Genomic DNA, 13069 nt, shown 5'->3' with positions numbered 1-13069 from the left:
CAGTGAGTGATCTCGGTTGCCTCCGAGTGTCTCACTAAATCCTGACAGAGAGGGCCTTGGGCGAAGGCATCGACCTCGTCACCCGTATCGGAGACACCTTCTCGGCCCAGATCAAATCCGTGAGCCCATGAGATGATCGCCGCCAAACCCCTGGCAGTGCATATGCGTCGGCGCTGTATGTAACACTGCAAGGCTCGAAACGGTCGGGCGAACACAGACCTATCTCAAGAAGTCCGACATGCCTATATCCACAGTCGCCGCAACGGTTCTGCTCTTTCTCGGAGCCGGAGCGTTGGCCTTACGTCAAGTCCTACTTGCGAAACTGCTGTGGGTTTTGGCCGCAGTTGCCGTGATCGCTTTGGCAGTCAACGGAATCCAGGCACGAAACATCATCGCGATATGCGCCGCTGTCGTGATCCTTGGCGCAATCGCCGTCATCCTCTTCGCGATTCCGAACAAGAGCGAACGATCCTGATTGTGCGGGGCAGGCGCCCGACCTGGACCAGGTCGGGCACCCGTCGCGCTGGGAGAACACTCATTTATCGGGGCACGCCCACTCGGTTGTAGTCACCAGAACGCCCAGACGAGACTGACTGCAGTGATCGAACCACCTACCAACAGAACATTGCCTGCCCTCCCTGCACCTTCATTCCTCTCGACGACAACACTGAACGCCGCGATAGCGACACCGACAACGAACAAAAGAACCGCATACCAATTCATGCCGCGAATGAAAGCAGAAATCGCCTCGCCACCACAACGGGGTGTGTGCACCGCAGAACCCGCAGTTCAGTGGTGCGCGTGAACGCCGGCGAGGGTGACGGCAGGTGGAGGAGATGTTGGCGCGGGAATCCTGAACCTATGAATTCGCCGAGCCTCCATCGACAGTGGTGTTTTCAACGAGCTCCAAGACCATGGAATGTGGTCGCGTGGTGGTTCGAATCTGGTACAAGACCCCGGCATATTGCACTGCGCGACGGGCAGTTCGAAGCATTGTCAGAAAGACATCCAAATTCGGTTCATACGCGACGAGGCGGGCGTGTTCATGCAGTTCGGTGCTCTCGACCTGAACTATCACCTCGCTCATCGCCCATGTCTTTGCATGGCTGACGCCCGAACAGAGCTGCCAAGCAGTAAGGAGTGAGTCCGGACGCCCGGGGAGGTCGTCGATCGATTCGATCAGTTTCTCGTATCCCCTAGGGTTCCCTTGTGACAGATCAATCTGCAATCGGGCAGCTGCATCAGTTGCCCATTGCTGTCGGGCCTCGTGTTCACCGCCGTCGTCGAGTGGGGTGCCGGAATACGCTTTTGATGAATACTTCCACGATTCGCGGTGTTTGTAGATCAGTCTGGCGAGTCTGGTGTCGGTTTCCTCTGGTAGGAGAAGCCACACCGTGGCACCAGCCGACTCGTAAGCTGCCCGTAAGAGCGCATATTGCGGGTAAAACCAAACGCCATTGAGCATGAGAGCCACCGCTGCTTCGATGCATTCACAAGCGTGGGTTAAACCTCGGTGAGCGAGCGATGTTGCCCAAATGTCCGGGAAACGGTCCTCATCCGCAGCTAAGTCGCTTCCCCCATCTGCCCGCTGACCAGCTTTTTTCTCAAATTCCTCGCAGATACTCCGAACGGATTCCAGCTCGGTGTAAATGGCACGCTTAAAGGTTGCATCATCCATATCGTCAGAGGTATCAGTTCCCTAGCGAGTTTGTCGGGGAATAGCCTTTCTGCGAACCGACCCCCGCCCGCTGCGAACGCGAACTCAGTACCCTCAACATCCGTCGATGAGCGAGCCTCTGCCTGTCAGAGAAATTTGATCTCAAGCCCCGCTGCCGTCAGTTCCCGAGCCACTCTGGTCTTCCAGTCAGGATCGGTGGTATTGACCGTGAGGAGTCCGTTTATGTCGGAGGGACGCTCGATGCCGCCGTCGATGAAAAGCACCTTGTTACGGCCTAGCTTGCCCAGGAAGTATCCGAACTCCAGGACGACATTTTGTCGGGCTCTAGGCTTTGCTTCGGCGGGATAATCTTTGCGATGGCCGGTATCGTCCGGAGAGCCGAGAACGATTGCAAAAGCTGCTTCTGCACTGTGCTTCTCAAATTTTTCGATCAGAGTATCGCCACCGCTGGCATGGTCGTCCAAAATGACGATCTGCTCGGTTGCCAAGCCCCATTTCAACAGCGTGACCTGGAGATCGTTTCTCAGTGCCTTGTCATGGCCGTAGACAATGAAGATTTTTCCGGATGTGCTCACTGCTGGTTCGCCATTCGTGGTGGGGTGATCACTAAGAGGATCGTAAGTGGGAGGAACATAGAATGCGCTGGGGGGTGCCGGATTCGGCGCGCCTGCCGTCGTGCCCGCACGATTCTCTTTCCATTGCAGGTGACCGAAATCCGATAGATCCGCGCCGATTTTGGCCAAAGCGCCTTGAAGTACTTTGACGCGGTTGGCGGCTAGGTCGCTTCCCGATTCGAAGACTCCTTCGGAACGAAGCAGCTCGACGAGTTCCGTGATGAGGTATTTGGTTGTCGGGTCGTCGGGAGAGTTCAAAAGGGCTCTCAGCACTCGGGTCTCCTTGGTCCCTGAAGACTCGGACGAGATGCCTACAATTTCGAATGTTGTGTCAAGAGCAGTATGCGATGGCCCCGCGCCGCCGCGCCACATCCCGGCCAAAGCGCCTGCGACCCGCTGACCCATTGAGTGCTGCTTCTGCATGAAGTGCAGTTTGCACCATCGGATCGAACATGATTCGAGCGCATCCAATTAACGGTCGTTTCCAGAATGCGTGGAGGCGTGGTGTTATTGCCAGCTCCTGACCGGATGCATCTAATTAGGTAGCGTGCGTGTGTGGCTCTGGAAGAAAAGATTTGAAGGCGCAACGCCGCTCGGCGATCGCTACTGTGCTGGTTTTCGCTGGATTCGGCTTGGTGTGCGGCCTCGTTGGTGCTGCCGTGTTGTGGTGGTACGCCTCCCAACCCTTCACGATCTACACAGCCAGCTACCAACCGCATAGTCTCCAGTCGACCCAGATCGAGAAGGTCCCGGTGTCCCGATTCATCATTGGCATGGTTATCGGTGGCCCCCTTTTCGGGGCCGCAGTTGGTGCCCTTGTTTCCACGACCGGTTGGAATCTCGTCCGGCGAGAACGCCGGCTCGATTCTGAGTAGAACCTGTTTGTCTTGCTCAACTCGGATCGGGCGCGGCAGTGGCCCGAATTGGTGTCCATCAATCGATCGTTTATAGACAGCGCTTAGGTCTTCCGGAGTAGGCCCGTGACGCCGGCGAGGAGGATGGCGGTAAATATCCAGGACAGGATTCGCAGGATCGGTAGGCCCCAGGTGACAACGAGCGATGCTCCAGATTTCGTTGTCCAGTCGGGTTTCGGGTTTCCGAGTGCGGCTGGGATTACGCTGGCGAGGGTGTAGGTCGCCTGGTTGAAGCATGGATAGTCGGGGTACCTATCGCAGGTTTCGTGGGCGGTGATGGGTGATAAGGGTGGGGTATCGGGGGCGTGGGTTGCTGCCGCGATGCGTGCGGAAGCAGGGACAGTCGGGACGAAGTCGCCGCGGTTGAAGGTTACAAGCGCGGTTCCTAGGACTAGGGCGATGACGAGCCACACCGCAGCAAGGAGCGGGTAGTAGCCGTGACCGGCGACCACTCGATACGTCCAGCGCAACGGTTTCGAATACCACGGTGCGTGCTCTGTAACCTTATTGGCGGCAACGAATCTGAGTCGCCGGGCGTCGGCAGGCTGGCCGTTGCGGTCGTAGACCTCGGCCATGGCATGCCAAGGCTGGACGGTGAACCCACGCTTAGATGGGGTGGTCTGCAGCCAGCGGGTTGCGGCGTCGCGGTCGGCACGGATCTGCCCGTGCACGTCGGTGATCTGCCACCCGGTTGCGATCAGTGGACCGTCGGGAATGGAGTTGTCGGGGATTCGCAGGTCGGTGATCGTGGTGCGGGTCAGGTCGATCGTTCCGGAGACTCTGGTCGGTGCCAGCCGGAGTGTTGCGATAGTGCTGGATTCCAAGGTGAGCGCGGTGCCGTCGGGGTTAGTGAGGGTGGCGCCGCTCAGGTCGAGTTGGCCACCGATGGTCGCGCCAAGGGCACGCACCTCGCCGATGGCGGCGAATCCATCACTCGCGAACAGTTCGCCGGTGACGGTCGCGCCATCGAGGGTGAGTGCGGTGCCGTCTTGGTTGGTGAGGGTGGCGCCGCTCAGATCGAGTTGGCCGCCGATGGTCGCGCCAAGGGCGCGCACCTCGCCGATGGCGGTGAACCCACCGTTAGCGACGAGGTCGCCGTCTATGGATGCCCCGTCGAGGAGAAGGGCACTCCCGGTCGGGGCCGTGATGCTGGCGCCCCTGAAGTTGAGTTGTTTGCCGATGGTCGCACCGACGGCCCGGACCGTACCTTCCACGCGGCAACCGTCCGTGGCGTAGAGGCCGACGCTGAGGGTCACGAGATCGAGATCGAGGGCGGTGTCGCCTGGGTTGGTGAGGACTGCACCGCCAAGATCGAGTACGCCGCCGATGGTCGCGCCTACAGCACGAACTTTGCCGTAAGCGACGAACTTACCCCTCGTGTACAGGCCGCCAGCGATAGTCGCGAGGTCCAGAAGTAGAGCGTCTCTGCCTGAGTTGTCGAGGGTCGCGTCACTCAGATTGAGCTGTCCAAGGATGGTCGCGCCGACGGCGCGGACGGTGCCCGCTTTGAACCCGTTTCCGGCAACAAGGTCGCCGGTCATTGTCGCGCCGTCGAGGGCGAGTGAGGTGACATGGGATCCACAGAGATGGAGCTCTTTCAATGTTGAACCGGTTAGATCGATGTCGTGTTCCACATGGGATTCGGTGAGATGAAGGGGGTGATTGAACTGCACGTTTTCGAGATCGACCGGTCCGGTGATCCGAGCGCCCTTGATTCGTAATCCGTGGGGGTCGACCGCCAGATCACGATCGGTGAGTACTACCCGGAGCGCGGCAGCTGGGATTCGCCGTTTCCTTCCCCAGATGTCTGCGTGGGTAGGATTTCGGAGGATCGAGAGCGGGGAAAGATCTGCTGCCAGGTCGAGTACCTTGCCGGTTCGCATGGCAGTACGGAGCCGTGCCGCCCACTCATCCACGTCGTCGTCCACCATGACGGTGATCATCTCGCACGATCTCGCGGGCCGACTATTTGGGCTCTACTGATTGATCGGTCGATCCTATCGAGATGGAGGCGTCAGTTTCGAAGCGCGCTACGCGGGGTGCAGGGACTGGCTTTGCCGCGGTGAATCGACTGGACGCCTCTCAACGCGGGATCGCTTATCGGACAGGGGTGTCACACCTACTCAAGTTACTTAGTCGAGTGCTCTCGGTAATGGAATCAGCCTGGTCAGCGATAGCTCTTACACAGACCGGGATCACGTGCACTAGACAAAGTGGTCGAGTTGCCGGAGTACCCAGAGGTTCAGGAGAGAACAATGGGACTACGACGTAAAGCATTGAGCCTCAGCTCATTTGGAATTTTCCCTTACCGGTCCAACAGTGACAAACTGGCCAAGATGGGCAAGCAGGAGCAGCGCAAGGCGAAGACCGACAACAAGAAGGACCGCAACCTGCAGGAACAGATCCTCGCGGAGCAGCGCCGCGCAAACGACCTGAAGGAGGCCGAGTTGCGCGCGCGGTACGCACCGAACACCTTGGAAGGTTCACCGGACAACAGCTGGTCCGACCGGAACGATGAGCCGCGGCGGGCCAACCGCAGCGGCTGGTGGGGCTACAGCGACCCAGCCAATAAGGATCGTCGCGGTTAAGCGATCTCCCGGCCGTTTCCGAGGAAAGCTGTGTGTCCATCAATCGTTCGTTTCTCGGACACGAAACAGACGACGACGATCAGACGAAGCGACCAGCCAGGGGAGTGTTGCAAAAACCTGTCCCATTGCTTTTGTCCCGAAACTTCGTCTGTCGGTGAGTTCTGCAACACTGTGCCCTTGTGAGCGACTTTTTGGGCTACTCCAGGGTTTCAACCACCGACCAGAACCCGGAATTACAGCAGGACGCGTTGAAAGCGGCCGGTGTCAGTTTCAGAAGACGACTGCACTTGTTCAGAAGTGGGCTGCGCATTGCCTCTTCAGGCACTTCGAGCGGGGCATGCTTCCGTTCAGTGTTGTCTTCCAACCGCCAGGACTCGTCACCCCGTGAACGCATACCGACCTTCTCGACACTGGCTCGAACCACCCGTCCTACGGCCTCCGATGGACAGATCCGCGCGCGACAAGGTCCACGGTCAGTGCGACGGCGACGGTTTGTGCAAGCAGCAGCCCGCACAGCACCAGAATTTGCACAGCCCCAGCCTGCAGGGCCGAACCGCTGGCCAGCAGTACGCCCACGAATGCACCCGGCAACGTCACCAGTCCCACCGTTCGTGTCTGGTCCAGTCCCGGCAGCAGCGCGTCGTTCGCGGTGGGTCGCACCACCTCCAGCCGTGCCTGACGTTCGGTCATGCCCAGACTGAGCGCCGCCTCCACTTCGCCGTGCCGGTCGGTCAACGCGGCCAGTGCGCGGCGTGCGGACAGCGATGTTGCCGTCATCGTCCCACCCAGGATGATTCCGCCGACCGGCACGATCGAGATTCCCTGCGCCGGAACGACGCCCGTGAGCAAGCACAAGGGCACGACGATCCCGATACCCACAGCGAGGGGAAGAACGAGCCAGATACCGGACCTTCCCGATTCCGAACGCCGACTCGACGTGAACGCCGCAGCCCCGAACATCACCAGCAGTACGAGCAGCGACGACCACAGATGCGCAAGCGCCGCAGCGAGAATCAGCGAGATTGCCGCCAGTTGAACGAACCCGCGAACGGCAGCAGCGGGAGCGGTGATCATGCGCCCGAACGAGGAGACCCGATAGAGGATCGCAGCGAGGGCCACCATCACCAGACAGAGAACCACGAGCGGCGGACCAGGCTCGGCCAGGGAAGTACTCACCGTTCAAGTATGTGGCGTTGCCCCGGTGCATTCGTCTCGCCGCTCCTTAGCGGAGGGCGATCAAGGTGGCCAGGTGACTGCCACCCCTACAGTTCCCTACGTCCTTCGCGCCAGGTTCGCGACGACAGCAGGCGCATCCCGTTGAGAGCGACGAGGACGGTGGAGCTTTCGTGCCCGGCTACTCCGATCGGCAGCGGAAGGGTCCAGAACAGATCCCATCCAACGAGTGCCACGATGAACGTCGCCGCGATCGCGAGGTTGGCGACCACGATCCGGTGCGCACGCCGCGACAGTTCGATCACCGACGACAAGGTTGCGAGGTCGTCGCGCACCAGGACCGCATCGGCGGTGTCGAGTGCGAGGTCTGAACCCTTGCGTCCCATGGCGACACCGATGTCGGCGGCTGCAAGTGCCGGGCCGTCGTTGACGCCGTCACCGACCAGAAGAACGCGGCGCTCGCGAGTGCCGCCGCTCGAAAGTCCGCTGCGCTGCAGTTGCTGCACTGCCGCTGCCTTGTCCTCGGGAAGCAGACCTGCCCGAACGTCGGTGATCCCGATACGCTCGGCCACCGCATGCGCTGCGCGGACGTTGTCTCCGGTGAGTAGCACTGCCGGACTACCGGTTACCCGTTCGAGCTCGCCGATGGTGGCGTCGAGGTTCGAGCGCGCGGTGTCCGCAAGGGCGATCACTCCGATTGGTTCGCCTCCGACGCGCACGATCACTGCGGTCATACCGCCCGATTCACGGTCGACCGCGGTACGTTCGGCCGTCGACTCCCATTCGCGTATCGACAGACGTTCGGACGGTACAGCTTTCGGTACCACGTCAGGTTTGCTCACGGTCACTACCTCGCCGTGGACGTTCGCGCGGACTCCCACACCCGGTGTCGACTCGAATGCCGTCGACGCCGGTATCTGCAGACCTCGGCTGCGGGTGTAGCTGACGATGGCTGCGCCGATCGGGTGTTCGCTGCCCATCTCGGCAGCCGCTGCCGCGGTGAGCACGTCGGTTTCGCTGAAGCCGGTGAATGCATCGACGCGTTCGAACTGCGGTGTTCCTTCGGTGAGGGTTCCGGTCTTGTCGAATGCCACCACCTCGATCGTGCGGAGTTGTTCCATGACGACAGCAGATTTGACCAGAACACCGTGGCGACCGGCGGTGGCCATCGCCGCGAGCAGAGGCGGCATCGTCGCGAGGACCACCGCGCACGGGGAGGCGACGATCATGAATGTCATCGCTCGCAGCAGGGCCGGTTGGAGTTCGTTTCCGAGCAGCATCGGGATCGCGAAAATTGCTGCGGTAGATACGACTACGGTCTTCGAGTAGTACTGCTCGACCTTCTCGATGAACAGCTGCTTCTTCGCTTTCGTGGCCGACGCGTGTTCCACCATGGCCACGATGCGGGTGATGACGGTCTCCGAGGGGTCGACGTCGATGCGGATCCGCAACGCGCCGGTGCCGTTGATGGTGCCGGCGAAGACGCCGTCGCCGACCGACCTGAACACTGGGATCGCCTCACCGGTGATCGAGGACTGATCGACGTCGGAACTGCCGTCGACGATGGTGCCCTCGCCGGAAATGCGCTCTCCGGGTCGGACAATCACGATATCGCCGCATCGAAGATCCGCGGCGTCGATTCGATGCTCGACGCCCGCGGTATCGAGCTTCACGGCGGTCTCGGGCGCGAGATCGAGGAGACTGCGAATCGAGTCGGCCGTACGGCGAGTCAGGACCGCCTCGAGTGCGCCGGAGGTGGCGAAGATGACGATGAGCAGTGCGCCGTCGAAGATCTGCCCGATCGCTGCTGCGCCGAGGGCCGCGACGATCATCAACAGGTCGACGTCGAGGGTCTTCTCTCGCAGTGCGCGTAGTCCCTCGCGTGCCGGTTCCCAGCCGCCGGTGACATAGCAGGCCAGGTAGAGCGCCCAGAACAACCAGAACGGGGCATCGACGAGCTGCGTTAGGAGTCCGAGAAGGAACAGTGCGGTGGCAGCCAGCGCCCACCTCACCTCGGCGACGTCGAGCAGGCGCGTTCGCGAGGAGCCGGGGTTGCGCCGGGCCGTGGGCGCGGCCGCAGTGGTAGTGCCGATCGATGCCATGACTGCCTTCTGCCGACGAATGTGGATGTACGGGTGACTGTACAGGAACATATGAAGATCTTTACATATGTACATGGACTACAGTTGCCGCATGGGACACGAAGTCGACGGGCGGCCACGTCCTCCAGCACAGCTCGACGCCGAATCCGCGGCAACAGTTGCGGCGACATTGCAGGCTCTGGCGACACCGAGCAGGCTGCGGATTCTCACCCAGCTACGGCAAGGCCCCAGTGGGGTGAACGACCTGGCCGACGCCGTCGAGATGGAACAGTCCGCCGTCTCTCATCAACTCCGCTTGCTCCGCGCGATGGGACTGGTCACCGGGGCGCGATCCGGCCGCAGCATCGTCTACCGCTTGTACGACAATCACGTGGCGATGCTTCTCGACGAGGCGGTCTATCACATCGAACACCTCGGAATGGCCGCACCGGATACGGCCGGCACTGTCGATTCCGCCTAGCCAGAGCCCCCCTTCTGGTACCCAGCACACTCGCAGTCACATCGAACCGACGGACGTGGCCGCTGGGCCTGCCTCCTCAACCAGTGGTTACCCCCAGGGGGTATCTCTTGGTATCGTTGGGGGCATGCACTCAGTGAGCCGGCGCGGTCGACGGGGCACAGCTCCGACGGTCTGTTTGCTGATTGCACTGACGGTGTTCGGTGTTCTGTTGATGCATTCGGTAACACCGATGTCGAGGTCCGTGACCGGCTCTATGTCCACGTCGATGAGCGACGGCCATGCTTCGGCGGCAGCACCGTCCCACACCGACGCCGTGGTTTCGGTAATGACCGGGGAGCACGGCTGCCCGTCGGCACACCAGATGATGCATCCCTGTGTCGGCACTACCGCGTCGTGGCCTGCGCTGACGGTCCCGGCTGCGAGCGCAGCCATCGACCTGGTGCCGACATCGGTGAACCGGATCATTGGACGCGCCGATTCCACGCTCGAACGTGCACCGCCGTGGACGTTGTGGGAGTTGGACAGATCGGTGACCTTGCGAGTGTGACGGGGAGCCCGACAGACGCACGTCTGTCGGGGGATCGATACACATTCAATTCTCTGTACTACTCACTCTTGCAAGGAGTTTCCTCATGCGTACCAAAATCATTGCCTCACTCGCTGCTGCTGCCGCGAGCGCGTTCCTCGTCGTCGGCTGCAGCGACAACACGACCGATTCGTCGATGGACGGCCATTCGATGGGCTCGATGTCCTCGGCGTCGCCGGCATCGTCCGCTTCGGCGAGCTCGTCGGCACAGTTCAACGATGCCGATGTGATGTTCGCGCAGATGATGTACCCGCACCACGCCCAAGCAGTCCAGATGGCCGACATGGCGAACGGCCGCACCGACAACCCGGACGTGCTGTCACTGGCATCAGCGATCGCCGCCGCGCAACAACCCGAGATGGACCAGATGACGGCATGGCTCACCGAATGGGGTCAGCCCGCACCCTCGGCCGACATGGGCCAGATGGGCGGGATGGACCACAGCTCGGGCAGCGGCATGATGACCACTCAGGACATGGACGCGTTGAGGGCAGCGTCGGGACCCGAATTCGACCGCCAATGGCTCACGATGATGATCGCCCACCACACCGGCGCCATCGAGATGGCGAACACCGAAATCGCGGACGGGACCGATCCTGACGCCCAGGAGATGGCCCGCACCATCGTCGCCACCCAACAACAAGAAATCGACACCATGCAGCGACTGCTCGGCTGACCTGGCCCGCTACACGACACGATGGCCGCATCCTCTCCGGCGGAGAGGATGCGGCTATCAGCGTTCCACAGTTGTCAGGGCTGCGTTCCCGGTACGAAATCAGCTCTCACAGTGCCGGTTCGCGCTGCGACGGAGGATTGGAACTCCCCTCGTTCACCGCCCCGGCGATGGCGTCGGGTGCGAGGTCGAGGCGACGCAGTAATTGTGCGTTCGCGGCGACGATGATCGTCGACAGCGACATCAGGATCGCGCCGATCGACATGGGGAGTACGAACCCGACCGGTGCCAGAACCCCCGCCGCGAGCGGGACGGAGATCAGGTTGTATCCCGCAGCCCACCAGAGGTTCTGCTTCATCTTCCGGTACGAGGCCCGCGAGAGTTCGATCACCGACAACACCGACCGCGGGTCGTCGCTGGCGAGGATCACTCCGGCCGATGCGATCGCGACGTCGGTACCCGCCCCGATCGCGATGCCGACATCGGCCTGCGCAAGAGCCGGTGCGTCGTTGACTCCGTCGCCGACCATCGCCACGGTGCGTCCTTCGCTCTGGAGTTCGGCGACGGTGTGGGACTTGTCTTCCGGTTTCACCCCGGCGAAGTAGCGGTCCACACCGAGCTCGGTGGCGACGGACTTCGCGACGGCATCGGCGTCGCCGGTGATCATCACGACCGCGATTCCGCGCGCGTGGAGCGCGTCGATCGCGGTGCGGGATTCGGGCCGGATCTCGTCGGCGAGCGCGAGTGCTCCGATCACGGCACCGCCGGCGAGGACGTGCAGGATGATCGCCCCGTCCCCGCGCCACCGATCGGCGACAGCGAGTTCGGATCCGCGCTCTTGCTCGAGCAGCGCTGGCCCGCCGACCTGGATCCGGAGGCCGTCGACGTCGGCTGCGACCCCGACAGCGGGGGACGACTGGAAGTCGGCGGCCACCGGGACCGTCAGGTTCCGTGCTCGTGCGGCCTCGACAATGGCGCGAGCCAGGGGATGTTCGGAGTCCGCTTCCGCGGCAGCAGCGAGTGAGAGAACGTCGGCGGCGGTGCGCCCGTCGGTCACCTCGATCGCGGTGACGGTGGGTTCGCCTTTGGTGAGGGTGCCGGTCTTGTCGAATAACACGGTATCCACCGTGCGCATGGTTTCGAGTGCGAGCCGGTCCTTGACGAGTACACCGCCGCGGGCGGCGCGTTCGGTGGCGATGGAGACCACCAACGGGATAGCGAGTCCGAGTGCGTGCGGGCAGGCGATGACCAGCACGGTGATGGTGCGGATGACGGCGTCGTCGGGCATCCCGACCAGAGTCCACACGGCGGCGGTGATGATCGCGGATCCGGCTGCGAACCAGAACAGCCAGCCGGCGGCGGTGTCGGCGATGCGCTGAGCACGCGAGGTCGAGTTCTGGGCGTCGGCGACCAGGCGGCCGATGCCGGCGAGGGCAGTATCGTCGCCGACCGCGGTGACCTGGATGCGGAGACCTGAGTCGGTGGCGACCGTGCCGGCGACGACCTGGTCGCCGTCGCTGCGGCGGATCGTGCGTGATTCGCCGGTGATCATCGATTCGTCGATGCTCGCCGATCCGGAGACGATGGTGCCGTCCGCGGGTACTCGGCCGCCGGGGCGGACGACAACGACATCACCGAGCTGCAGCTCGGATGGGGACACCGGCACCACGTCGTCGCCGTCGACGCGTTCGGCGGTGTCCGGGAGCAGTGCGGCCAGTGAGTCCAAGGCGGAGGTGGTCTGCGCGAGGGATCGCATTTCGATCCAGTGCCCGAGCAGCATGATCACGATCAGCAGGGCCAGTTCCCACCAGAAGTCGAGCTGGTGATCGAGCAGGCCGAGGCTCGCTCCCATCGACGAGGCGAATGCGACGGTGATCGCGAGGGCGATGAGCAGCATCATTCCCGGTGCACGTGAACGGATTTCGCCGATTGCGCCGGTGAGGAACGGGGAACCGCCCCAGGCGTACATCACGGTGCCGAGTACCGGTGAGATCCAGGCGATCCACGCTGCGTCGGGCAATGAGTATCCGAGGAGCATCGCGAACATCTCGGAGGCGACGATCACCGGGACGGCGAGGACCAGCATGCTCCAGAACAGGCGACGGAACATTCCGACGTGGTCGCCGTGACCGGCATGGCCACCGTGCCCGGTATGGCCCTCGTGTTCCTTCTCGCCGTGTGCGGAGTGGGCTGCGCTGTGTCCGGATGCATCGTGGCCCGGTTGAGTGTCCGCCGTCTCGGCTCCGCCAGCGTCGGACTGTGTGTGGTTGTTCATCGCGGT

General features: G+C 62.3%; 11 protein-coding genes. 5 read left to right on the top strand and 6 right to left on the bottom strand.

Translation table 11 applies throughout. From position 1 onward, the window contains the following. Nucleotides 1-238: 238 nt before the first annotated feature. Nucleotides 239-475: a hypothetical protein gene (locus H7C86_RS32250; RefSeq protein WP_182263012.1), complete on the top strand. Its 237-nt coding sequence runs from the start codon at nucleotides 239-241 to the stop codon at nucleotides 473-475. 384 nt (nucleotides 476-859) lie between these two features. Here H7C86_RS32250 and H7C86_RS32245 read toward each other — a convergent pair whose 3' ends face one another. The 3 genes from H7C86_RS32245 to H7C86_RS32235 all read right to left on the bottom strand — a co-directional run bounded on the left by H7C86_RS32245 (nucleotide 860) and on the right by H7C86_RS32235 (nucleotide 5137). Beyond that, entirely contained in the window at nucleotides 860-1678 is an 819-nt protein-coding gene (locus H7C86_RS32245; protein ID WP_182263011.1) for a hypothetical protein, read from the bottom strand. Between the two features lie 125 nt (nucleotides 1679-1803). Next, the gene (locus H7C86_RS32240) at nucleotides 1804-2715 is read right to left on the bottom strand and encodes a TIR domain-containing protein (protein WP_182263010.1); all 912 of its coding nucleotides are present in this window, start codon (nucleotides 2713-2715) and stop codon (nucleotides 1804-1806) included. 535 nt (nucleotides 2716-3250) lie between these two features. After that, entirely contained in the window at nucleotides 3251-5137 is a 1887-nt protein-coding gene (locus H7C86_RS32235; protein ID WP_182263009.1) for a hypothetical protein, read from the bottom strand. A 405-nt stretch (nucleotides 5138-5542) separates the two neighbouring features. Here H7C86_RS32235 and H7C86_RS32230 point away from each other — a divergent pair, with 405 nt between their 5' ends. Further along, nucleotides 5543-5794, top strand: a complete 252-nt coding sequence (locus tag H7C86_RS32230; protein WP_182263008.1) for a hypothetical protein — start codon at nucleotides 5543-5545, stop codon at nucleotides 5792-5794. Between the two features lie 429 nt (nucleotides 5795-6223). Here the strand turns inward: H7C86_RS32230 and H7C86_RS32225 are convergent, their stop codons facing one another. Beyond that, complete coding sequence (locus tag H7C86_RS32225) at nucleotides 6224-6970, bottom strand: ABC transporter permease (protein WP_030537382.1); 747 nt, start codon at nucleotides 6968-6970, stop codon at nucleotides 6224-6226. A gap of 86 nt (nucleotides 6971-7056) precedes the next feature. After that, the gene (locus tag H7C86_RS32220) at nucleotides 7057-9069 is read right to left on the bottom strand and encodes a heavy metal translocating P-type ATPase (RefSeq protein ID WP_178377368.1); all 2013 of its coding nucleotides are present in this window, start codon (nucleotides 9067-9069) and stop codon (nucleotides 7057-7059) included. A 91-nt stretch (nucleotides 9070-9160) separates the two neighbouring features. On the opposite strand from H7C86_RS32220, the gene H7C86_RS32215 reads away from it, so the two are divergent. The 3 genes from H7C86_RS32215 to H7C86_RS32205 all read left to right on the top strand — a co-directional run bounded on the left by H7C86_RS32215 (nucleotide 9161) and on the right by H7C86_RS32205 (nucleotide 10791). Further along, nucleotides 9161-9529: a metalloregulator ArsR/SmtB family transcription factor gene (locus tag H7C86_RS32215; protein WP_030537380.1), complete on the top strand. Its 369-nt coding sequence runs from the start codon at nucleotides 9161-9163 to the stop codon at nucleotides 9527-9529. Nucleotides 9530-9653: 124 nt separating this feature from the next. Further along, entirely contained in the window at nucleotides 9654-10076 is a 423-nt protein-coding gene (locus H7C86_RS32210) for a DUF6153 family protein (protein WP_030537379.1), read from the top strand. A gap of 85 nt (nucleotides 10077-10161) precedes the next feature. Then, complete coding sequence (locus H7C86_RS32205) at nucleotides 10162-10791, top strand: DUF305 domain-containing protein (protein WP_003943446.1); 630 nt, start codon at nucleotides 10162-10164, stop codon at nucleotides 10789-10791. A gap of 106 nt (nucleotides 10792-10897) precedes the next feature. Here H7C86_RS32205 and H7C86_RS32200 read toward each other — a convergent pair whose 3' ends face one another. Then, nucleotides 10898-13063 carry a heavy metal translocating P-type ATPase gene (locus H7C86_RS32200; protein WP_003943427.1) on the bottom strand — a complete coding sequence of 722 codons (2166 nt, stop codon included), beginning with the start codon at nucleotides 13061-13063 and terminating at the stop codon, nucleotides 10898-10900. Nucleotides 13064-13069: the final 6 nt, after the last annotated feature.

The sequence above is a fragment of the Rhodococcus sp. UFZ-B548 genome, from assembly GCF_903819475.1.
Lineage (GTDB): Bacteria > Actinomycetota > Actinomycetes > Mycobacteriales > Mycobacteriaceae > Rhodococcus_F > Rhodococcus_F erythropolis.
Note: the sequence above shows the minus strand (reverse complement) of the source record. Positions and strands in the feature narration are given on the sequence as shown.